A 24,307-nucleotide genomic window follows, 5' to 3' on the forward strand; every position below is an offset into this window, starting at 1 on the left:
ATGAAAATTTCTAAAGAAACAAAAACAGGAGCCATTTTTATTTTAGGAGCTGTCCTGTTAATTTGGGGTTATAGTTTTTTAAAGGGTAAGGATATTTTATCTAACAACCATATATTTTATGCTGTTTACCAGAATATTAGCGGATTAGGAAAAGCTAATCCTGTTTACATTAACGGCATGCAAGTTGGACAAGTAACAGAAATAAGTTTCGACCCTTCTCTAAATGGAAATATCATTGTTGAATTAACCCTAAATCACGACTTTCCTATTCCCAAAAACAGTTGTGCCGAAATTTTAAGTACTGATTTAATGGGAACTAAAGCCATTAATTTGAATCTAGGATCTTCGACAGAACTGGCACAAAACGGAGATACACTTATTTCCAAATTAGCAGCAACATTATCTGAGCAAGTTGAAGGAACGGTAGGACCACTCAAAAAAAGAGCAGAAATTGTTTTATCCAGTATTGAAGACGTTTTAACAAGCCTGAATGACGTTCTAAATAAGGAGCAAGTGGGAAACCTGAAAAACAGTATCACTCATTTACAATCGACATTACAAGGTACTGATAGCTTAATTCAGAATGTAGATGGTTTTATTAGCGATGAAAAATCGAGAGCCTCAAAAATTATGATAAATCTGGAATCTATCACCAGTAATTTTAAAAACAATAACGAAAGGCTTACAAGTATAATTACTAATTTCAACAGTTTAAGTGATGATTTGGTAAAAGCTAATATTGCCGAAACTTTAAGTAGCGTAAATAAATCGATGAGTGACTTCAGCCAAATTATGGAGAAAATAAATAAAGGCGAGGGAAGTATGGGAATGCTTATTAATAATGATAGTCTTTATATCGAATTAGAAAAGTCTTCACGTGATTTAAATCTTCTTTTAGAAGATATTCGCTTACATCCTAAGAAATATGTGAAGTTGAGTTTGTTTTAAGACGGCCGAAATGTTGAATGTCTCAATGTCGAGCGTCGAATGTCTCAATGTCTAATGTCTTAATAGCGGAATGTCGGAACATCTAATGTCAGAACGTCTATTTTAAATTTTTAAGCTCTTGACTTTCAGTCCCCTGACCTTCAGACCTTTACTTTTCCAAGTTTTCAGGGATTTGAATTTTTTCAACCAAAGGATTTTCCGGCTTTTTCTTTTCTGAGTTTTCACCTCCATTCCCTTCCCAAATAAAAATATCTTCTTTCGTCAAAGGGCGCTTATCCATTAACCACAAAAAACCATTGAGCTTAAACTGATCAGCTGGAATTTCATCGGGAGGATAGAGTTTAGCTTTTGGTTCTTCCTTATAAGTAATGGTTTCCAACTGATTATTTTTCATATAAATAAGCATGTCTTTTGCAGCAATTCTAGTCATGCCAATAGGCGTTTGGTCTTCCTCCCAAAGAAAATATATTGTTTCTGAATTACCTTCAATGCGCAACTTACGTAGATCATTATCAATAAACCAACCCACCATAGTATTTCCCTTAATCTGATTGAAATATTTAGGATCGATAGTATCTTGAGAAACGAGAAAAACATTTTTCTTAAACACGACCGAGTCCATCTCTCCCTCGTGAGTCACCAACTGAATCTCATCAGCTTTAAACTGATTACCCTCATACCAAAGAACAGGCTCATTATAAAAATATACGGTAGAATCTTTCATTTGATACACAAGAGAATCGCTCATCCCTTGAAAATCATCGCGAAAGAATTTCATATGACGATAAGCCAACAATCGTTCTACTTTATTAGTAGAATCGAGCAAAACTTTTAATGTATCGGCATGAATAAATAAAGAATCAAGATTATCAATTAAAATAGCTAAAGCACTATCCACCACAAAAGCAAATTGCTCTTTCTTTCTATAGTTTGCATAATTTCCTTTTATTACCATATGCTGAACAGTATCGGTAATCTGTACATTTTCAAACACTTCTGCAATTCCTGTAACTTTATCATAATACAAACTATCGCCCTGCAAAGTATTGGCTTTATCTTGCATAAAAGCATTCTTAATCAAACGAGTAAAATCATTTTGAGTATTATGAAAACCCGATTCGGCATACATATACGAACTGTCGCCAACTATAGTTGTTGGACCACTAAAATCCAAAGTTTTAAACTGAGTATGATAATTTAATGAATCGGTATTTAAGACATAATCCTTATTTACCAATACCACGCTGTCACGAAAAACAATTTCTTTAGCCTCGGTATAATAAAACCCTCTTTTACTAGTTAATACATTTGCCGAATCCACTACTTTTCCCCAAACAAAGTACTCCCCTACTTTTTCGTTACGACTATATTTTAACTCATCGGTATAAAGTGTAAGCTTAGTATCAAGCAATTTTACATTTTGATGTACTTCAGCAATACGAGTATTCCCATCATAATATAATTTATCGCCATACAAATGAAGTGTGTCATTCATTTGAATATGTACGTGACCAAAAGCATCAATACTATTTTTATCTCCGTAAAGATATGCGCTATCACACCATAAAACAGAGCCTTCGTGTTCTACTTCCACATCACCTATTAGTCGTTGTACATTATCACCCAATGTTTTATCATAAATTCCAACAGTAGCCTTACGGATATCTATTTTCTTGGTAGGAGCTTCTTCCTGAGCAACACCTTGAGTCAGAAACACGAATGAGATAAGTAAAATAAAGAGTATACGATTTGTTTTTATCATTATCGAAAAGCTAAACGACAGTTTCTTTTTTCGGAAATAATAGCGAGAAAAGAACAGCCAATGTAAAAGCAACGACAAAACTACCTAATCTTTCAGATATTCCACTAGGTTCTGCTAAAAAATTCTTCCAAATAATAGCAGAAGTAGTCCCTCCTATCAGAGAAGCAAAAACTCCGGCTTTAGAAAAGCGTTTCCAAAATAAAAGCAATAATACAGCCGGTCCAAAAGAAGAACCAATGCCGGCCCAAGCATATGAAACTAAACCATAAACGGTATCGGAAAACCAAAGCGCAATAAAAAAAGCAACTATACCAACAGTAACTACCAATAACCTATTTATCCAGAGCATCTGCTTTTGGCTACGTTTCTTTTTAGAAAGATCTTGAAATAAATCCTCACTAACGGCTGACGAGCAAACCATTAACTGCGAAGATGCTGTTGACATCATTGCCGAAACAGCACCTGAAAGGAGAATTCCAGCTAAAATGGGAGTTAATAAAAACATTACCATTACAGGTAATATTTGTTCTGCATCTTTAGCAAGAACGGCTGCACTATTTCCCAAAACACCATCTTTTACCAAGGCAAAACCAATAATCCCTATTCCAAAAGCACCAACATAAGCCAATAGAGTCCACACAATAGCTACCCACTTAGCAGTAACGGCGTCTTTAGAATCTTTAAGAGCCATCATTCGTGCTAAAAGCTGTGGTTGACCGGTATATCCAAATGCCCAACTCATTCCACTTACAATTAAAATAACAGCCGCAAAGCCACTTTTCCCGGCAGTTAAACTAACATATTCCGGACTAGCTTGAGAAAAGGCATTTGCAATATCAATATTATTTGAGGTAATAAAAAACAAGGCAACTATTGGAAGAACTATCAATGTGACAATCATTAAAATACCCTGAAAAACATCTGTTGCAACTACCGTGATAAATCCACCTAACATAGTATACAATGTCACCATAGCCGATCCAAGAATCATACCCCATAACGGATCCATACCAAAAGCTTCTTGAAACACTTTTCCTGCTCCACTATATTGAGCAGCAATATAAAAGAGAAAGAAAAATCCAATTATTGATGCCGACAAAACACCTATTGATTTTTCTGAGCCGGGAAATTTTTTAGTAAAAAGCGATGTTATTGTCAGAGCTCCTGTTTCTTCGGTAAGTTTTCGTAGAGGTTCTGCCATAAATGCCCAAATAAAAACAATACCGATAACACAACCAAGAGCTACCCATAAAGTACTATAACCATCTATAAAAGCATGACCGGTTAAGCCAAGTAGCAACCAAGACGATTCTCCGGTAGCCCTTTCGGAAATTGCCAAAGAAACTCCTGAAATCTTGTTTCCACCTAAAACAAAATCGGCATTAGATTTTGATTTTTTTGCCGAGTAAATAACTATCGCCGTTAAAACTGTTAAGTAAAGTACGAATACTACAAGCATAAGTGTTTATTTTGAGAATAGAAACAAAGGTAAAATAATTATGAATTTAGATAAAAGATGAAACGTTTTTATCAAAAAAAAGGCAACTGTTAATTAACAGTTGCCTTTTTGTCGGAGTGACAAGACTTGAACTTGCGACCCCTTGACCCCCAGTCAAGTGCGCTACCAACTGCGCCACACCCCGCTTTATTTAATACTAATTAAGACTGCAAATTTATGAAAATTTGTAAATAGCCAATTAAAAAATAAGAGCTTATTTATCCCAAAAGTTCTTTAACAATTGAAGAAACAGTTTTATTATCGGCTTTGCCTGCTAATGCTTTAGAAGCCATTCCCATAACGCGACCCATATCTTTCATTGAAGAAGCACCAATTTCCGAAACTATTGCTTCTACCTTAGATTTTATTTCTTCCAAACTCATTTGCTCAGGTAAATATTTTTCGATAATGCTTGCTTGAAATAGTTCATCTTCGGCCATTTCCGGACGCTCTTTGGCATACATTTGAGCAGATTCTTTACGTTGCTTTACTAATTTCTGTAAAAGTTGAATCTCAAGACTTTTTGGGATTTCTTCAGAATTAATATCTCCACCTGTTTTAATAAGCAAAAGCCCTGCTTTAATAGCACGTAAAGCTTCCAAAGTCTTTTTATCTTTAGCCAACATAGCTGTTTTTATGTCGGTATTTATTTGTATTTCTAAACTCATAACCTTTATTTTTCTTGAATTACAAAAGTACAAAAAAACCCGGTTTCCCGGGTTTTCTTTAATTATGGGTAAATACTAGTCTACATTGTCGTGGAGAAACTTATTATTAGATTTTATTTCTAGTCCATCCTTCCCGTCTGAAAGCGTAAAACGCGCAACTTCAGAGTCTTCAGACGGAATATTTTTGGAGAGGCTGATATTTTTTCTCTTATACGCAGGTATATTTTCCATTTCATCAATGTTTTGCTTACCGGTATAGGATAACTCACGCAACTTTCTTAGTCTCTCTTTATGTTTATTATCTTGAATCGGTTTTTTTACTTCGGGAATTATATTTTCTACTTTTACCTCTTTATCAATAGCTTCGGCTTTTATATCATCATTAATAAATGTTTCCGGCTGACTTTCTATTTCGCGGATTATAAGTTCCTTACTAGGTTCAAAGTCGAAACTACTAACATCTTTAACATTTTCTTTAGTATCTTCTAAATTAAATATCTTTTTTTCTGCTGATGCTGTTGTTTCAGAACTTTTAGATCTATCTATTAGCTCAATCTCATTAACAGTTTCAACAGCAGTTTCTGTATTTACTACCGCTTTCGGACTTACTGTTTCTCCATTTAGCTGAGTCACTTTTTTTACTAAAGAGACTTTCTCTACGGATGATGGACGATCAAAACCGGTAGCAATCAATGTTATACTAATACTTTTTTCGAGAGATGAATCTCTTCCACTACCCCAAATAATTTCGCATTCGCTACCCACCTGATCTTGAATAATTTCTGTAATTTCCGAAACTTCATCCATAGAAATTTCTTCATCACCGGACGAAATATACAGCAACATATTTTTAGCACCTTCAATATCATTATCGTTAAGTAATGGAGATGATAAAGCTTCTTCTGTTGCTAATGTAGCCCTATTTTCGCCTTCGGCTTTACCCGCACCCATTATAGCTACTCCACTATTTTTCATCACTGTTTTAACATCCTCAAAATCAACGTTAATATATCCTGTAACAGTAATAATCTCTGCAATTCCTTTGGCGGCTGTTGTTAACACATCATCGGCCTGACTAAAGGCTTCAGAAAGTGAAAGGTTACCAAACAACTCGCGTAGTTTATCATTATTTATAATAAGAATGGTATCTACATATTTTTTCAGTTCTTCTATTCCTTCTTTTGCTAATTCTGTACGTTTTCTACCTTCAAAAGCAAATGGCAAAGTAACAATGGCAACAGTTAGTATATCCAACTCTTTAGCTGCTTTTGCAATAACAGGAGCTGCTCCTGTACCTGTTCCACCACCCATTCCGGCAGTTATGAAAAGCATTTTAGTATTATCGCTTAACAACTCTTTAATATCTTCAATATTTTCTATAGCAGCATTTCGTCCAACAGCAGGTTTTGATCCTGCGCCTCTACCTTCGGTTAAGCTTGAACCTAATTGAATTTTTGTTGGAATAGGACTATCTTCCAAATGCTGATTATCCGTATTACACAAAAGAAAATCGACATCTTTAATTCCTTGTTTAAACATATGGTTTACGGCATTTCCACCACCACCACCAACGCCAAGGACTTTGATGATATTTGATTGATTTTTAGGCGAATCGAATTTTAACATAGTAAGGTTCTTTTAAAGTACTAATTTAGTTCTTAAAGGTACTTTCTTTAAGGGATACAAGCGTATTTATTAACAAATCTAGTGTTGATATCTGAGCAAAAAAAAACGGAGTAAAAACTCCGTTTTTTAACTTATATATTATATTCTTTTATTTTAAATCTTCGTTTTCGTTATCGAAAAAATCTTGTATTTTCTGAAAGAAACTTTTGTCATTTTTATGAAGCGGCTTTGTTTGTTCTTGCTGCTGCTCATTATTTGAAGTATCACGATTCTCAAAATCGTAACGTTCAAAACCTTCAATTACAAGACCTATACCGGTTGAATATGTTGGACTGGCTAATTCTTCGGGAGTTCCTTCGGCTAAATGCTCATTAGGATATCCTATTCTCGTGTCCATACCGGTCATAAACTCAGTAAGTTGTGCAAAATGTTTTAATAATGCTCCACCTCCGGTTAAAACAATACCTGCAATTAGTTTATTTTCGTAACCGGAATTTTTTATTTCAAAATAAACATGTTCAATAATTTCTTCTATTCTAGCCTGAATAATGCTTGCTAAGTTTTTTAGGGTTATTTCCTTTGGTGGACGACCACGTAAACCCGGTATTGCCACTACTTCTTCTTCTTTATTTTCGCTTGCTAAAGCAGAACCAAATTTAACTTTTAATTCTTCTGCATGCTTCTTAATAATAGAACAACCTTCTTTAACATCTTCGGTAACTACATCGCCACCAAAAGGGATTACAGCAGTATGGCGAATAATACCGTCATGAAATATTGCAACATCCGTAGTACCTCCACCAATATCAACCAAAGCTACACCCGCTTCTTTTTCTTCCTCACTTAAAACAGCTTTTGCCGAAGCAATAGGTTCAAGAATAAGATCTACTATATCTAAATTGCTTTTACGAACACACTTAAAAATATTTTTGGCAGCAGTAGTTTGTCCAATAATAATATGAAAATTAGCTTCCAAAGAATTTCCTAACATTCCTACCGGCTCACGTATTCCCGCTTCGCCATCGATAATATATTCCTGAGGAATAACGTCTATTATTTCTTCGCCCGGACTCATATTTAAGTTGCGCATACTTTCTAAGAGATCATCAACGTCTTTCTGATTTATTTCGTCATCAATATTCTTACGAATAATTATACCGCGATGCTGAAGACTTTTGATATGCTGTCCGGCTATTCCAACATTTACATAGTCGATTTTTACGTTAGATTTTGATTCTGCTTCTTCAATGGCTTTTTTTATTGATTGAACAGTATTTTCTATATTTGAAACAACTCCACGTTTTACACCAATAGATTCGGTTTTGCCGGATCCTAGAATTTCAATCTTACCGTATTCGTTACGACGACCTACAATAGCAGCAATTTTTGTTGTTCCTATATCTAATCCTACAATTATTATGTCAGAGGCTTCCATGATTTTATTTTTTTGTACAAACTACTTGGTTCTTGTATTTTAGATTAATCGATTTGTAAATATTCCAATTTATTTTTTCTTTTCCTTCGATGTAAAAAATCTTCAAACGTTTTAATTTATCATCTGCATTTTCAATATTCCCAAACTCAACAATACCAATGCCTACTTTAGGAATTAGCTCAAACTCCATATTTTGTTTTACATAAATTTGGTCAATCAATGCATTTAAAAATTTGTCTTTTTGAATTTTTGCAGCCAAGATATATATTTTTTTATAGATATCGGGCAAATCGGGGAGATCATTCTTACTTTGAGTAAAGTAGACATTGCTGAGTCTTGGTAAAGCACCACTAGCCAACAACAAACGCAAACTATGCTGAGATGATAAAGGCATTACTACTGTGTCTGTACCCAAATAAAAGTGCTGCTTTACTCTATTGTAAACACGTACTACAGCTTTTCGCTGATTAGCAATAATAAACACATCTCCATTAATATCAAAGTAAGCATCTTGATTTTGCAAATATGAAATCTGACTTGCATTTTTTTCAATTTCTTTTAAGTTGAGATTTTTTATCTTTTGACCTTCAATAGGGAGATAATTTTGTAATAATTCTGTGCGTAATTCTTCAACTGATGTTAACTGAAAATCATTGTTCTCGTCCTCTAATTCTATTTTCAACTCATTACAAGTAGTTTCTCCATTCTGATAAAGAGCATATATTGCAAATGCAGCTACTGCTAATACAGCAATAATCCAAAGGCCAATATTTAATATACGTTTAATCATTTAAAATTCTCTTTTATCTTATTAACCAAACGATCTATATCTCCGGCTCCCAAACTTATAATCACTTGTGGAGAAATACTTTTCAAATAGGGAATAAGCGCATTTCTTTGTAGAAGAATTTTATTCTTCATTGGAATCTTTTCAAGTAAAAGTTGACTATTAATACCAGGAATAGCTTTTTCCCTTGCGGGATAAATTTCGAGTAAAATCAATTGATCGAGCAAAGCAAGACTTTTTGCAAAATCATCTAAGAAGTCGCGCGTTCTGCTATATAAATGAGGCTGAAAAATACCTGTTATTTTTTTGTCGGGGAACAATGCTTTAACCGACTGAATACTTGCTTTAAGTTCTGTAGGATGATGGGCATAATCATCTAAATATATTAAATCTTCTCGTTTAATAATATACTCCATTCTTCTCTTAACACCTCGGAAGTTATAGAGTGCATTCTTAATTATCTCTGGATTCTCATCGCACAAATAAGCTAAAGCCGATGCTGCCAAAGCGTTTTCAACATTTAGTTTTCCGGGCATTTCTAATTGTACATTCTCAATTTTCAAATCCGGTCCTATAATTGTAAAATTGTAACGCCCTTCTTTTAACCAAAGATCAGCTATTCTAAAATCAGCTCTATCATCTTCTAAAGAATAGGTATAAACATCTACTTCTGTTTGAATATCTTTTTCTAAGCCTAATTTCACTAAAAGCTTTCCTTTAGGAGGAAGTAGATTTACAAATTCCTGAAAGCTTTTCTGCAAAGCCTGATGATTAGAGTAAATATCCAAATGATCGGCATCCATAGAGGTTATTACTGCCAGATCCGGAGAAAGCTGTAAAAATGAACGATCAAATTCATCGGCTTCTACGACTAAATTCTCACTATCTTCATTTATAATTAAGTTACTATTGTAGTTGCTTGCAATTCCTCCCAGAAAAGCATTGCATCCCATTTCTCCTTGATGTAAAATATGTGCTGTCATACTACTTACAGTAGTTTTACCATGAGTTCCGGCAATAGCAAGGCAATATTTATCACGACTAATTAAGCCTAAAACCTGACTACGTTTAAGCAAAACATATTCTTGTTCCCTGAAAAAGTTCAGCTCTTTATGCTCAGCAGGAATTGCAGGAGTGAAGATAACTAAGGTGTTCTCTTTGTTTAAAAAGCTTGGTAGTATTTGATTAATATCATCTTCAAAATGAATCTCAGCACCCTCTTCTTCAAGCTTTTCTGTTAAAGGAGAAGGCATACGATCATAACCGGCTACAACTTTATTGTTTGCCATAAAATACCTTGATAGAGCACTCATTCCTATGCCACCGATACCAATAAGGTAGATATGTGTAAACCTATTTAGATTCATTGTATTAATTTCAAAACTTCATTAGCAATTTCAATATCTGCCTCCGGTTTGGCAAACTGCTTTATGTTATTACTCAAAGATTTTAATTCTCCTTCATTTTTCAGCAAAGCTTTACAGCTTTCAAAAAGCTTATCTTCAGCCTCATCATTAGGAATTAAAATTGCTGCCTTTTTATCGGCTAAACTCCTTGCATTTTTTGTTTGATGGTCTTCCGCAGCCGAAGGAAGCGGAATAAAAATGCTTGCTTTTGCGGTAGCACATAATTCTGAAATGGCAATAGCTCCTGCACGTGAAATTACCAAATCGGCAGCGGCATAAGCTAAATCCATTTCGCTTATGAATTTATATGCTTTAATATGTTTAACAGCTGTTTCTGATATTTTATTCTGCGCATCGTCAATACCGGTAATCCCTGTTTGCCAAATCAACTGAAAATCGGCTTTTGCCCATAAATCAAAATTTAATAAAATGGCTTGATTAACCGAGCGTGCTCCTAAACTACCACCTACAAGCAGAATAGTTTTTTTATCGGTCGAAAGGTCAAAATGAGTTAAAGCCTTTTCTTTTTTACCTTCAATCTGAATAATATGCTTACGAATAGGATTGCCTGTTTCAATAATTTTATCAGCAGGAAAGAAACGTTCCATCTGAGGGTAAGCTACACAAATACTTTTAGCTTTATTTGCTAATAATTTGTTGGTAATACCCGGATAAGAATTTTGCTCTTGAATAAGTGCCGGAATACCAAAGCGACTGGACATATATAATGTTGGGCCGCTAGCAAAGCCACCAACTCCGACAGTTACATCGGGTTTAAATTTTTTAATTATCCGTGCAGCTTTCCATAGACTACTAATTAATTTAAAAGGAAACATTAAGTTTTTAAGACTTAGACTACGCTGAAAGCCACTAATCCATAATCCTTTAATTTCAAATCCGGCAGCAGGAACTTTTTCCATTTCCATCTTGTCTTTTGCTCCAATAAACAAGAATTCGCTTTGCGGATGTATTTTTTTTATAGCTTGAGCTATCGCGATAGCAGGAAATATATGACCGCCTGTTCCGCCACCACTAATCAAGACTTTTATATTTTTATTTTCCGCTATCATTTTTCTTCAATAGTATTAATTGGAGTCGGCTCAACAAGTTTCATATCTGCATTAGCTTTCACACTCTGAATCATTCCTAAAGCCATGGAAGTAAACACAAACGAAGTTCCTCCCGAACTTAAGAGAGGCAAGGGTTGGCCAGTTACAGGAAGTAGATTTACCGCAACGCCCATATTCACAAGTGCCTGAAAAACAATACTAAACATTAAACCAACGGCTAATAAAGAACCAAATATTGTTTGACTATGTTTTGCAATAACCAAGGCTCTGAAAAAAAGCGATACATATAGAATAATTATAAAAAACCCCACAAAAGTACCATACTCTTCTATAACTATAGCATAAATAAAATCAGACTGTGCCGAAGGCAAAAAAGCACGCTGACTACTTTTTCCGGGAAGTTTTCCAACAATGGGGTTAGAAGCAATTGCAATTTTTGCTTGAATAACTTGATAATCGGCATCAGGATCATCTGTTCTAAAATTTTCTATTCTGCTTACCCAAGTGTCAAATCTGGGTAATATATTGGAATTATATTTAACAAGAAGAAATAGAAAAGCTGCAATAATTATTCCACTTCCGGCAAGAGTTAAAAGATATTTTACTTTAACACTGCCTAAAATCATCATAAAAAAAGCAGATACAAAAATTAATGCGGCAGTTGAAAGGTTAGATTGTAAAATGAGTAAACTAACAATGAGTGTAGGGGCAAATACCTGAAACAACACATAATTAAGGATATTTTTATTTTCACGATATTTTTCAGGGAGTTTACTCAATGTTCTTGCTAAATACGTAAGCAATACAATTTTAGCAAAGTCAGAACTTTGAAAGCTTATATTTATACCCGGAATCATTAGCCAACGACTGGCATTATTGATATTGGTTCCCAAGATAATAGTGAGAAATAAAATTGGAATCACTAACCAAATTCCTAATTTACTTCCAATGCTGAAAAAGGAATATTTTATCTTATGCATCAGATACATAACTACAAAACCTATTACAATAATGCCTACTTGTTTAAACAAATAATGCAAGGCATTACCTTCTGTTTGTTTATAAGCAAGGTTACCCGAAGCACTATAAACAACAGCAAGTGAGATCATAGAGAGGGCTATATATATTCCCCATATAACCTTATCACCTTTAAGCTGTAGGCTTAATTTACTCATCTTTTACAGTTCGTTTACCGCATCAATAAATCTGTTTCCACGCTCTTCATAATCTTCAAAAAGATCGAAGCTGGCACAGGCTGGAGAAAGAAGAACAACCTCTCCGACTTCAGCAATCTTTTGTGCTTCTTCAACGGCTTCCGATGCGCTATACGTTTGGATAATATTTGGAACAAATTTTCCAAAATGTTGCATAATCTTCTGATTATCCAACCCTAAGCAGATAATGGCTTTTACACGATTTTGCACCAACTCATCAAGAGAGCTATAATCATTGCCTTTGTCTTTACCTCCTGCAATCCAAATTATAGGTCTTCTAATGCTGTCGAGCGCAAAATAAGTACTGTTTACATTAGTAGCCTTTGAATCGTTAATATATTCAACTCCGCCAATGGTAGCAACTGATTGCATGCGGTGACCAACATTTTGGAATTCGCTCAAAGAATCCTTAATGCTTTTATTTCTAATGTCTTGCAATTTCCCAACAACACCTGCCGCCATGGAATTATAGATGTTGTGTTTTCCCTGTAATGCTAGTTCTTTTAATGTCATAGTCAATTTGTCCTTAGTTATGTTAATATTTACTTTCTCATTTTTTAAATAAGCTCCTTCATCAAACACCTTTTCCCGAAGTGTAAATGGGATAAGCTTAATATTCAATTTTCGTTTTGCTAACTCCTGCATAATCACAGTATCGTCAGCATTGTATATCAGAAAATCAGAGGATGTCATATTTTGAATTATTCGGAATTTAGATTGTGTATAGTTTTCAAAACTATTATTGTATCTATCCAAATGATCGGGTGTGATATTGGTAAGTACGGCTATGTCGGCTTTAAATTCAAACATTCCATCGAGTTGAAAACTACTGATTTCCAATACGTAAGTATCGAAATCGTTTTCAGCTACTTGCCAAGCAAAGCTTTTTCCAATATTCCCTGCTAAACCTACATTTTTACCTGCATTCTTTAGGATGTGATGGATTAAAAGTGTAGTAGTTGTTTTTCCGTTACTTCCTGTAATACAAATCAATTTAGCATTAGTAAAACGAGCTGCAAATTCAATTTCAGAGATAATCGGAATCTTATTTTCGCGAATTATTTTAATCAACGAAATATGATCTGCTATGCCCGGGCTTTTTATCACCTCATCGGCACTTAATATCTCCGAAAGAGTATGTTGCTCCTCTTCGAATCTGATTTCATGATTTTTAAGAACTTTTTTGTAACTATCGCCAATTAAGTTTTTATCACTTAAAAAGACTTCATAGCCTTGTTTTGCTGCTAATATTGCTGCTCCTGTTCCGCTTTCGCCTCCGCCTAGAACAACAACTCTTTTCATCTACCTCAGTTTTAATGTGATTATACTCATCAAGGCTAACAGCATTCCTATGATGAAAAATCGCATAACTATTTTGGGCTCTGCATAACCCTTTTTTTGATAATGATGATGAAGTGGAGACATTAGAAAGACTCTCTTTCCTTCACCAAATCTTTTCCTTGTATATTTGAAATAAGCCACCTGAATCATAACAGACAAATTCTCCATTAAGAAAATGCCGGCCATTATTGGGATAAGAAATTCCTTGCGTATCAGAATGGCAAAAACAGCAATTATTCCTCCGATAGTCAGGCTTCCGGTATCACCCATAAAAACTTGTGCGGGGTAAGTGTTATACCACAAAAAGCCAATAGTAGCACCAACAAAAGCACTAATGAAAATTGTAAGTTCTCCCACATTTGGGATATACATTATGTCGAGATAATTAGAGAAAATCACATTACCGCTTACCCAAGCCAACAAGCCCAATGTTGATCCTACAATGGCAGAAGTTCCCGTTGCTAATCCATCTATACCATCGGTAAGATTTGCACCATTAGAAACTGCGGTTATTATTAAAATTACGATTGGAATAAAAATTAACCAAGCCCATTTATTTGCTTTTTCTCCTACCCAAGCAATAAGTAAAGCGTAATCGAAATTATTATTTTTAAAAAACGGAATAGTTGTTTGAGTGGAATGTATGGGCTTTGTAGTTATTTTAGTCGTGTTAATATTATAGGCATTTACCTGATTCTGAACTACAAGTCTATCTTCTATTGATGAAGCAGGAAGCTGTTCTCTAATAGTAATATCGGGATGGAAAAACATAGTTAATCCAATAACTATCCCTAAACTTACTTGACCAATAATTTTGAATCTTCCGGCAAGACCTTCTTTATTTTTCTTAAATACTTTGATGTAATCGTCGAGAAAGCCAATAAATCCAAGCCAAACAGTAGAAAATATCATTAAAATGATATAGATATTGTCGAGTTTAGTAAAAAGTAATACGGGAATTAAAATGGCTGCAATAATTATAAGACCACCCATAGTTGGAGTGCCTTTTTTCTCCATCTGCCCATCTAATCCCAAATCGCGAATACTTTCGCCAACTTGTTTTTTTTGCAAATAATCTATCAGGCTTCTGCCAAATATGATGGTAATTATCAGAGAAGTTATGGCAGACATAGCAGCTCGGAAAGAGATATATTGGAAAACTCCGGCTCCAGGTAAATTAAACTCACTATTCAGATATTCAAATAAATAATACAACATAACTTAGTGCGTTTTTTTAAATAGTTTGTTTATAATTTCTTTATCGTCAAAATGATGGCGAACGCCGTTTATTTCTTGGTAATTCTCGTGTCCTTTACCTGCTATTAGAATGACGTCTCCTTTTTGTGATAGAAAAAATGCTGTTTTAATGGCTTCCTCACGATTTGTTATTTGAAGGCTTCGTTTTTTTTGCTCTTCATTTAATCCTGTTTGCATATCTGCCAATATTGTTTCAGGATTTTCAGAACGCGGATTGTCCGAAGTCAGAATCAAGCGATTGCTCAACTGAGCTGCTATTCTTGCCATTTCCGGTCTTTTACTTTTATCACGATCGCCACCGGCACCAACAACGGTTATTATTTTACCATCCTCGCTTTGTAATTGATTAATGGTTTCGAGTACATTTTCTAAAGCATCAGGAGTATGTGCATAATCTACTATTGCAATAATCCCTTCAGGAGATTGTTGATAGTCAAAGCGTCCTGCTACGGATTCTAAATTAGATAAGGCAGGGAGGATTTCTTCTTCACTTTCGCCTAAAAGACGTGCCGTACCGTAAATGGCTAAAAGATTATAAGCATTGAATTTACCAACCAAACGGCAATAAATATCCTGCCCATCTATTTGCATATGCAAACCACTAATCTGATTTTCTATTATCCTAGCTTTAAAATCGGCAAGCTGTTTTATACTATAAGTTCGCTTTTGTGCCTTACAATTCTGAAGCATTATCATTCCATTCTTATCATCGACATTAGTCAATGCAAAAGCAGATTTTGCTAAACCATCAAAAAATGATTTCTTGGCTTTTATATATTCGGCAACAGTTTTATGAAAATCGAGATGGTCGTGAGTTAGATTAGTGAAAATTCCTCCATCAAATTCTAAACCTGCAATACGTTTTTGTGCTAAAGCATGACTACTAACCTCCATAAAACAATGAGAACAGTTTGCATCTACCATTTTGGCTAACAAAGCATTTATCTGAAGAGCATCTGCCGTAGTGTGAGTAGCTTTAAAAATCTTATTCTCGATTTTATTTTCTATGGTTGATAAAAGTCCGCAACCATAACCCAAATCAGTAAAAAGACTATGTAAAAGGCTGGCAGTAGTGGTTTTACCATTAGTACCGGTAACGCCAACCAACTTTAATTTCTTAGAAGGATTATTATACCATTTTGAAGCTAATAGTCCTAAACTTTCCTGACTATCATTTACCAGGATATAGCATATATCAGGATTTATTTTTTGGGGTACTTCTTCGCAAACAATACTATTAGCCCCTCTTTCAATAGCCTTTAAAATAAAATTATGCCCATCAACCTGAGTCCCCCGCATGGCAACAAATAAAAAGTCTTTTTCAACTTTTCTTGAATCGAAGGCTAAACCTAAAAGGGATAAATTTTTATCTCCTATCACTTTTATTGGCTTTATTCCCGATAATATGTTTTTTAGATTTTTCATATTATGAAGCTGATAAAGTGAGTGTGATAATATCTTTTTTATTAACCTTTGTTCCGGCTTTAACCGACTGTTCTACAACAAAGCCTTTACCTTTAATCTGACAATTCAAACCGATATTATCAAGAATAAATAAGGCGTCTTTGGCTGTCATTCCAATAAGGCGAGGAACGGTTTTCTGACGTATAATTCTACGACCAAACTTGATAGTATCTTGAGCAGATAGACAAACAACCCATTCCGCATCAAGATTGTTATTAGTTGCCACACTCATTTCCTTAAAAATGGTGTTATAATCTGTTTTATATCCGGTATGAGGACGAGGAAGCGTTACGTTTTTAGCGACATCAACATCCTCGACTAAATCAATATTAGAAGCAAAAATTTTATCGGAAATTTCTTTAAAAACTGGTGCAGCAACAGCACTACCGTAATAACTTTTTTCTTTGGGATCGTTAATTACAACTATACAAGAAAACTTAGGATTAGATGCCGGAAAATATCCTGCAAAAGAAGCTTTATAATTACTTTTATTATAGCCTTGATTATTTTGAGCAATCTGTGCCGTCCCTGTTTTTCCGGCGATAGTGTATGAGTTATTCCGAATATTTCTTGCCGTTCCACGAAGAACAACTCCTTCTAACATTTCTTGAAGAATATCAATAGTTTCTTTCGATGCTATTTTTTCGTTTAATACTTCCGGAGGGAATTCTTTTATACTTTGGTTTAGGTTTCTTATCTCCTTGATGAACATCGGCTTCATCATTTTTCCATCATTAGCAATGGCATTATAAAACGCAAGTGTTTGTAAAGGAGTTATTTGTAACTCGTATCCGTGAGCCATCCAAGGCAATGTTACCCCAGACCAAGATTTATCACTAGTATTTTTTATATAGGGTTTGCCTTCGCCTTTAATTGGAATGCCTAAAGGTTTGTTTAAACCAATTTTATATAATCCGTCAATAAATTTCTGTGGATTTTTTTGATAATTTTCGGTAATTATTTTAGCCATTCCTACATTTGACGACTCTTCAATTACTTCTTTAACACTAATAACTCCGTCTTTAATTCTATGCGCATCACGAATTGTTTGATTATAATAATGGATTATTCCATTTTCGGTATCTATGGTATCATTAACATCTATAACACCGTCTTCTAAAGCAACTAATATTGAAGCAAGCTTAAATGTTGATCCCGGCTCAGAGCTTTCTCCAATAGCATAATTATAATCCTCATAATAATTCCCATTAGCATCTACACCTAAATTGGCAATAGCAAGAACAGCTCCTGTCTGAACTTCCATAACAACTACGCTGCCATGCTTTGCATTATTCTTCTTTAAACTTCTGAGCAAAGCCGTTTCTGCTATATCCTGTATTTCAATATCAATAGTTGTTACAACATCATTACCATTCTTAGGCTCAATTTCGTTAGCAGGATCTATTGGCATCCAAACACCACCCGAAATTTTTTGCATCAAGCGAGTACCCTCGGTGCCTTTTAAATATTTATTAAAAGCACCTTCTATACCTACTTCATAAATTCCCTTTTCGTAATTGAAAATACCAACAGTTCTCTTCGCAAGCAGATTATAGGGTAAATCGCGTTTGTTTGTTTGTATGGTAATTAATCCGCCTTTATTCCTCCCTAAACGAAGAATAGGAAAAGTTTTTATTTTCTGATACTGATCGTAACTCAGATTTTTTGCTAATAAATAATAATGATTACCACTTTTTCTTGCCTCAATTATTCTATTCTTATAACTAACTGCACTTTTATCTTTTAAAAGACTACTCAAAGATTTTGCGAGACCATCGATATTTGCATAGAAAAAATCGTCAGTCTTATTAGAAATAGGATCAAAACGAATCTCGTATTTTGGAGTGGTAACAGCAAGAAGCTTATTGTTATGAGAATAAATATTCCCTCTTAAAGCATCTATTTTCACTTCTTTGGTACTATGCTGAATACCCATTTTTCTAAGCTTATCACCCTCTTTAAACTGAATATGTAACACCTTGGCAACAATGCCTAAGCCGAAAAACAAGATGACAAAATACATCAGGTATGAAGCCTTTAATATGCGAGTGTTATCATTCATTTCTTACTTATCTTCTTTCTTTACATAAATCTTCTTTGGCGGCTTAAGCGATTCCTTAAGTCCTAATTTTGCAACCTTATCAGCAATATTTGTTTGTCGTGTATTATCCATCAGCTTAGCTTTTACCGAAATGGATTTTATCCGCAGCTCTTTAACTTCTTCTTTATATTTTTCAATCTTGCGAACCGTAGATTGCGCCCAAAAAGTGTTGGAAATAAAAAGTATGATTAGAAACAACAGAAAAGCCATAAAGGGAAGCTCTTTAGCTGAACTTTCTTTTGAAAGAAAACTACCATCGAGCAAAGGCTTTACGTATGCATTCACAAAGCTTTTCTTCGCTTTCTTTGGTGCTTTTTTCGGCTCAGTATCGTCTTTAAATTCGTTCATAATTCCTTTCAGCTATGCGTAATTTAGCACTACGCGCACGACTATTTATTATTATTTCCTCTTCAGAAGCAGTATGTGGTTTTCGGGTTATACTTTTAAAAGGAGATATTACGTTTCCATAAAAATCTTTTTCCAACTCCCCTTCGAAATTGCCTGCCTTAATAAAATTCTTCACCAAACGATCTTCTAAGGAATGGTAGGCAAGAACAACTAATCGTCCACCGGGTTTTATCACATCAGTACATTGCTTTAAAAGGCTTTCCAAAGCATCAAGCTCTTCATTGACTTCAATTCTTAAAGCTTGGAAAACCTGAGCGTAAAATTTGTTTTCTCTATGTCGCGGGGCATGAGGAGCAAGACACGCTTTTAATTCATCAACGGTATTTACAGCGGCAATACTTCGTGCTTCTAAAATCCGTTTGCTTATGCTGTATGCATTTTTAAGCTCTCCGTAAAGACGAAAAACTCTAGTTAAATCTTCTAATGAATAAGTGTTGATAATAGTTGCTGCTGTTTGCTCATTTCTTTTATCCATACGAGCATCAAGTTCACCGTCATAGCGCGTAGAAAATCCACGTTCGGGTATATCAAACTGATGTGAGGAAACACCTAAATCAGCTATCAAACCATCAACTTTACTTGCTTGATGCAAACGGAGGAAATTTTTTAGATATTTAAAATTTTGATGAACAAGAGTAAACCTAGGATCATCAAACGCATTGACTAAGGCATCAGAATCCTGATCGAAAGCAATTAAACGACCGCCCTCCATCCTATCCAAGATAGTTCTAGAATGACCACCGCCACCAAAGGTAACATCAACATAAATGCCGCCCGGCTGAATATTCAGTCCGTCAACACTTTCTTTTAACATAACCGGATTATGATACATACACCTTTTTTTTACTACTCATCGTCGCTAGAGACATTTCCCATTACGTCTTCTGCAAGAGCACCAAAGTCAATGCTTGGATCGTTTAGAACCTCTTCATAAAGGTTTTTATCCCATATCTCTATCCGATTAACCGAAGAGGCTAAAACAATTTCCTTTTTGATCTCGCTAAACTTGACCAGATCTTTAGGAACGAGAATTCGTCCAGCATTGTCAATTTCCAATGTTCTAACTCCCGCCATAAACATTCTGATGAAATCAGTATTCTTCTTTACAAAGCGATTAAGTTTGTTTACGCCTGCTATTTCCTGATTCCACTCGCCCATAGGATAGAGTTCCAAACACTTTTGAAAAACACTTCTTTTAATGATAAAACCTTCGTTAAGAATGGGTTGTATTTGCTTTTTTAGGCCTGCCGGAAGCATTAAACGACCCTTAGCATCTACTTTACATTCATATGTTCCAATAAGATTTATCATCTACTCTTTGCTATTTGAGTGTAAAAATACGGTTATATTTACCACATTTTACCACATTTTACCACTTTGTTAATAAAAAGTTACATTTATTATCATAAAAAATGAATTTTGCGTATTTAAGATACGGATTATCAGCAGTTTAAATCCGAACAAATAGAGTAAAGCAAAGTGGAGATGTTTATAACTTCCAAGAGATATTGCTAAAAATTAAATACTATCTGTCTTTTAAGGAATTATTATTTAATTTTGAACTCGAATACGAGAAGTTTATGGAAAACACTGAAACAACAGTTAGAGATTTTATAGATGTAGAGCGAATAATAGCTTCAAAAAGCGAGAAAGCACTCAAATACACTCCTAATTTTATTATTGCATATTTAAAACGAATAGTACATCAGGATTATATAAATACATTTCTGGTAGAACAAAAAGATAAAGAAGGCTTAGATTTCGTCAGAGCTGTTCTTGATGAATTTGACATTAAACTCAATATACAAGGACTCGATAATATTGATAGAGAAAAAAGATATATCATTGCGGCTAATCACCCTATTGGAAGCATGGATGGAATTGCATTAATGGATGTGCTTGGTAAAGTTAGAGAAGACATTATTTTCCCTGTAAATGATTTATTGATGAATATACCCCATCTTCAAAAACTTTTTATCCCCATAAATAAACACGGAAGTAATATTGAAAATGCACGAATTATTGACCGTACTTTTGCTTCGAAAGTGATGATGCTTTATTTTCCTGCAGGTCTAGTTTCGAGGCGAAAAAAAGGTGTTATAGAAGATACCGAATGGAAAAAAACATTTATACGTAAATCTCGTGATTATAAACGCGATATAGTCCCTACTTATATCGAAGGTAGAGTTAGCTCGTTTTTTTATCGTTTAGCCAATTGGAGAGCCCGTTTAGGTATAAAAATAAATATAGAAATGCTCTATCTTGCCAACGAAATGTTTAAACAAAGAGGTAAAGAAATAAAAATTATTTTTGGCAAACCTATTCCTCATCAAACTTTTGATCGCTCAAAAAAAGATATTGAATGGGCTGCTTATGTAAAAAAGCAAGTTTATGCTATAAATAAAAAAGATTAAAAAAAGGAAGAGAAATGCAAAATATTATTCCAAAAGTAAGCAGAGCTTTACTTGACAAAGAACTAACTAAGGATATCTTTTTTACAGAAACCAATAATGGAGGAAATGAGCTTTATATTTTTTCAGCCCATAATCGACCAAACCTAATGCGTGAAGTTGCTCGTCTCAGAGAAATTACATTTCGTGAAGCCGGAGGAGGAACAGGAAAAGAGATGGATATGGATAGTTACGACACTTCGGAAGTTCCATTTCAACAACTTATAGTATGGAATCCTACAGATAAAGAGATTGTAGGTGGATACAGATTTATTTGCGGCAAAAAGATATCTATTATTAACGGAGAAGTAAAAAGTCCGACAACCGGTTTATTTAGGTTTTCTAAAGAATTTGTAAACGATTATCTTCCACAGTCTATTGAATTGGGACGATCTTTCGTTCAACCTAATTATCAACCTAATTTTAATCTTAGAAAAGGAATGTATTCTTTGGATAATTTATGGGATGGATTGGGAGCTATTTCTGTGGAACATCCTGAAATAAAATATCTATACGGCAAAATGACGATGTACACAGATTATAACATTTACGCAAGAGACACTCTACTTTATTTTTTACGTAATTTTTTCCCTGACAATAGGTCTTTAATTACACCACGTAAGGCCATAGAGTTAAAATATCCCGATTCTGAATTCGAAAAGATTTTTACGGGAACTACTTATGAAGAAAACTATAAAATTTTAGTTAGAACAGTACGTAAACATAAAGAAAATATACCTCCTTTATTTAATGCCTATATGAATCTATCGGCAAGCATGATGATTTTCGGGACGGCTGTAAATTATAATTTTGGCGAAGTAGAAGAAACCGGAATGTTAATTACCATTGATGATATTTATGAAAAGAAAAAACATCGGTATTTCAATAGTTACATAAAAAAATTACAAAAAAATATAAAATCCTTAAGGCATTATAGGTATGATCGTAAAAACAGCTGAATTTTTAGTTAGTAATAGTTATTACCAAAATTGCCCTAAACCCGACAAACCGGAATATGCCTTTATTGGACGATCAAATGTTGGAAAGTCATCCTTAATTAATAAAATTACCGGAATTAAAGGCTTGGCAAAAATATCGAGCAAACCCGGTAAAACACAGCTTATAAATCATTTTAGCATAAACGACGAGTGGTATTTAGTAGATTTACCCGGTTATGGATATGCCAATATTCCTGTTAAAATTAAAGCTAAATGGGAAACCATGATTAATGGGTATTTGCAAACTCGCAAAAATTTGCTAACGACTTTTGTGCTTATTGATGTGCGACATTCACCCCAAAAAAAAGATATAGAGTTTATTGAGAATTTAGCAGAATATCTAATTCCCTTTGCATTGATTTTTACAAAAGCCGATAAACTCACCAGCCGAAAACTGAAAGAAAATATAGCTGCTTATCGTAAATATCTTAGCGAAAACTGGGAAGAACTTCCTCCAAATTTTGTTACTTCATCAAAAACGGGATTGGGAGCCGAAGATATTCTTGATTTTATTGAGCAGACTAATAAGGTTTTTGTTAATCAATCAATATAGCTTTTATATCCTTTTCTTGCTCTTCCTAAATTGAGACCTAATAAAACACTATTTTGTAATAGATCCGTCGGACTTCAGCGTGAGCATTCGACTGAGAGAAATCACTTGCTTTTTAACACAGTTGAGCTGCTTTTTCTATCTTTGTAAAAAAAATTTGAATGAAATTTGAATTAAAAAAAACAGATGGCAACAGTAATGCCAGAGCGGGTGAAATAACTACAGATCACGGAAAAATACAAACGCCAATCTTTATGCCCGTAGGTACAGCCGGAGCTGTAAAAGCCGTCCATATACGCGATATAAAAGAAGATACTAAAGCTCAAATTATTCTTGGAAATACTTATCATCTGTATTTACGACCGGGAATGGAAGTAATAGAAGGTGCCGGAGGGCTACATAAATTTAATGGATGGGATAAGCCTATTTTAACCGATAGTGGAGGATATCAAGTTTATTCCCTTTCCGGAACACGAAAACTCACAGAAGAAGGCGTACTTTTCCAATCGCATATAGATGGATCCAGACATTTATTTACACCCGAAAAGGTAATGGATATTGAGCGTAGTATTGGAGCCGATATAATGATGGCTTTTGACGAATGCACACCTTACCCCTGCGATTATGATTATGCAAAACGTTCTATGGATCTTACCCATCGTTGGTTAGATCGTTGCGTTACACATTTTAATAATACCGATAATAAATATGGCCATAAACAAGCCCTATTTCCTATTGTTCAGGGAAGCACTTATAAAGATTTACGAAAAAAATCGGCTGAAACAATTGCATCATATAATGCAGATGGTAACGCCATTGGCGGCTTATCAGTTGGTGAACCTCACGAAATGATGTATGAGCATACCGACTTAGTTTGTTCTATTCTTCCAAAAGACAAGCCTCGTTATCTGATGGGTGTTGGAACTCCTGCAAATATTTTAGAAAGTATTGCTCTTGGAATAGATATGTTTGATTGTGTAATGCCTACCAGAAACGGAAGAAATGGAATGCTTTTTACCAGCGAAGGTATTATCAATATTAAAAACAAAAAATGGTATAAAGATTTTTCTCCCATCGACCCAAATGGATTATCCTTTGTAGATGAACAATATTCCAGAGCATACCTAAGGCATTTATTTGCCGCAAAAGAAGTTTTAGGCGGAATGATTGCCAGCTTACATAATTTACGTTTCTATTTATGGTTGGTTGATGAAGCAAGAAAGCATATCTTAGCCGGTGACTTTAGCTCATGGAAAAACGTAATGATAAAAAGGCTAACAACACGTCTCTAAGCAAATGAAGAAAATAGATTATTATATTATTA

Annotated in this window: 21 protein-coding genes and 1 tRNA gene; 5 read left to right on the top strand and 17 right to left on the bottom strand. The window is 34.5% G+C overall.

Annotated features, from left to right (window positions below; genetic code table 11):
* Positions 1–948: an MCE family protein gene (locus J7K39_07105; protein ID MCD6179655.1), complete on the top strand. Its 948-nt coding sequence runs from the start codon at positions 1–3 to the stop codon at positions 946–948.
* Positions 949–1,096: 148 nt separating this feature from the next.
* Here the strand turns inward: J7K39_07105 and J7K39_07110 are convergent, their stop codons facing one another.
* From J7K39_07110 to mraZ, 17 genes are all read right to left on the bottom strand, one after another.
* Entirely contained in the window at positions 1,097–2,710 is a 1,614-nt protein-coding gene (locus J7K39_07110; protein ID MCD6179656.1) for a hypothetical protein, read from the bottom strand.
* Positions 2,711–2,720: 10 nt separating this feature from the next.
* Complete coding sequence (locus tag J7K39_07115) at positions 2,721–4,169, bottom strand: sodium/proline symporter (protein ID MCD6179657.1); 1,449 nt, start codon at positions 4,167–4,169, stop codon at positions 2,721–2,723.
* A 111-nt stretch (positions 4,170–4,280) separates the two neighbouring features.
* Positions 4,281–4,353, bottom strand: a tRNA-Pro gene (locus J7K39_07120).
* Positions 4,354–4,426: 73 nt separating this feature from the next.
* Entirely contained in the window at positions 4,427–4,876 is a 450-nt protein-coding gene (locus tag J7K39_07125) for a GatB/YqeY domain-containing protein (GenBank protein MCD6179658.1), read from the bottom strand.
* A gap of 75 nt (positions 4,877–4,951) precedes the next feature.
* Complete coding sequence (ftsZ, locus tag J7K39_07130; protein ID MCD6179659.1) at positions 4,952–6,502, bottom strand: cell division protein FtsZ; 1,551 nt, start codon at positions 6,500–6,502, stop codon at positions 4,952–4,954.
* A gap of 148 nt (positions 6,503–6,650) precedes the next feature.
* Positions 6,651–7,937 carry a cell division protein FtsA gene (gene ftsA, locus J7K39_07135; GenBank protein MCD6179660.1) on the bottom strand — a complete coding sequence of 429 codons (1,287 nt, stop codon included), beginning with the start codon at positions 7,935–7,937 and terminating at the stop codon, positions 6,651–6,653.
* A gap of 4 nt (positions 7,938–7,941) precedes the next feature.
* Complete coding sequence (locus tag J7K39_07140) at positions 7,942–8,727, bottom strand: hypothetical protein (GenBank protein MCD6179661.1); 786 nt, start codon at positions 8,725–8,727, stop codon at positions 7,942–7,944.
* The gene (locus J7K39_07145; protein ID MCD6179662.1) at positions 8,724–10,091 is read right to left on the bottom strand and encodes a UDP-N-acetylmuramate--L-alanine ligase; all 1,368 of its coding nucleotides are present in this window, start codon (positions 10,089–10,091) and stop codon (positions 8,724–8,726) included. The genes J7K39_07140 and J7K39_07145 overlap by 4 nt, the downstream gene beginning before the upstream one ends.
* On the bottom strand, positions 10,088–11,200 hold the full coding sequence (gene murG / locus J7K39_07150; GenBank protein MCD6179663.1) for an undecaprenyldiphospho-muramoylpentapeptide beta-N-acetylglucosaminyltransferase: 1,113 nt from the start codon (positions 11,198–11,200) through the stop codon (positions 10,088–10,090). Before murG ends, J7K39_07145 begins: the two co-directional genes overlap by 4 nt.
* Positions 11,197–12,375, bottom strand: a complete 1,179-nt coding sequence (locus tag J7K39_07155) for an FtsW/RodA/SpoVE family cell cycle protein (protein ID MCD6179664.1) — start codon at positions 12,373–12,375, stop codon at positions 11,197–11,199. Before J7K39_07155 ends, murG begins: the two co-directional genes overlap by 4 nt.
* A gap of 3 nt (positions 12,376–12,378) precedes the next feature.
* On the bottom strand, positions 12,379–13,716 hold the full coding sequence (gene murD / locus J7K39_07160; protein ID MCD6179665.1) for a UDP-N-acetylmuramoyl-L-alanine--D-glutamate ligase: 1,338 nt from the start codon (positions 13,714–13,716) through the stop codon (positions 12,379–12,381).
* Positions 13,717–14,973: a phospho-N-acetylmuramoyl-pentapeptide-transferase gene (locus J7K39_07165; GenBank protein MCD6179666.1), complete on the bottom strand. Its 1,257-nt coding sequence runs from the start codon at positions 14,971–14,973 to the stop codon at positions 13,717–13,719.
* 3 nt (positions 14,974–14,976) lie between these two features.
* Positions 14,977–16,437 (bottom strand): UDP-N-acetylmuramoyl-L-alanyl-D-glutamate--2,6-diaminopimelate ligase, encoded by a 1,461-nt coding sequence (locus J7K39_07170; protein MCD6179667.1) that lies wholly within the window; start codon positions 16,435–16,437, stop codon positions 14,977–14,979.
* Between the two features lies 1 nt (position 16,438).
* Positions 16,439–18,538, bottom strand: a complete 2,100-nt coding sequence (locus J7K39_07175; protein MCD6179668.1) for a transpeptidase family protein — start codon at positions 18,536–18,538, stop codon at positions 16,439–16,441.
* Between the two features lie 3 nt (positions 18,539–18,541).
* Positions 18,542–18,925, bottom strand: a complete 384-nt coding sequence (locus tag J7K39_07180; GenBank protein ID MCD6179669.1) for a hypothetical protein — start codon at positions 18,923–18,925, stop codon at positions 18,542–18,544.
* The gene (gene rsmH, locus J7K39_07185; GenBank protein ID MCD6179670.1) at positions 18,912–19,817 is read right to left on the bottom strand and encodes a 16S rRNA (cytosine(1402)-N(4))-methyltransferase RsmH; all 906 of its coding nucleotides are present in this window, start codon (positions 19,815–19,817) and stop codon (positions 18,912–18,914) included. Before rsmH ends, J7K39_07180 begins: the two co-directional genes overlap by 14 nt.
* Positions 19,818–19,831: 14 nt before the next feature.
* A complete protein-coding gene (gene mraZ, locus J7K39_07190) occupies positions 19,832–20,296 on the bottom strand; it encodes a division/cell wall cluster transcriptional repressor MraZ (GenBank protein MCD6179671.1) in 465 nt (154 codons plus the stop codon).
* Positions 20,297–20,565: 269 nt separating this feature from the next.
* Here mraZ and J7K39_07195 point away from each other — a divergent pair, with 269 nt between their 5' ends.
* From J7K39_07195 to tgt, 4 genes are all read left to right on the top strand, one after another.
* On the top strand, positions 20,566–21,399 hold the full coding sequence (locus J7K39_07195; protein ID MCD6179672.1) for a 1-acyl-sn-glycerol-3-phosphate acyltransferase: 834 nt from the start codon (positions 20,566–20,568) through the stop codon (positions 21,397–21,399).
* A gap of 14 nt (positions 21,400–21,413) precedes the next feature.
* The gene (locus J7K39_07200) at positions 21,414–22,394 is read left to right on the top strand and encodes a GNAT family N-acetyltransferase (protein MCD6179673.1); all 981 of its coding nucleotides are present in this window, start codon (positions 21,414–21,416) and stop codon (positions 22,392–22,394) included.
* A complete protein-coding gene (locus J7K39_07205) occupies positions 22,375–22,986 on the top strand; it encodes a YihA family ribosome biogenesis GTP-binding protein (protein MCD6179674.1) in 612 nt (203 codons plus the stop codon). Before J7K39_07200 ends, J7K39_07205 begins: the two co-directional genes overlap by 20 nt.
* 158 nt (positions 22,987–23,144) lie before the next feature.
* On the top strand, positions 23,145–24,275 hold the full coding sequence (gene tgt / locus J7K39_07210) for a tRNA guanosine(34) transglycosylase Tgt (GenBank protein ID MCD6179675.1): 1,131 nt from the start codon (positions 23,145–23,147) through the stop codon (positions 24,273–24,275).
* The last annotated feature ends 32 nt before the right edge of the window (positions 24,276–24,307 follow it).

The sequence above is a fragment of the Bacteroidales bacterium genome, assembly GCA_021157585.1.
In the GTDB taxonomy this organism is placed as follows: Bacteria; Bacteroidota; Bacteroidia; order Bacteroidales; family UBA12170; genus UBA12170.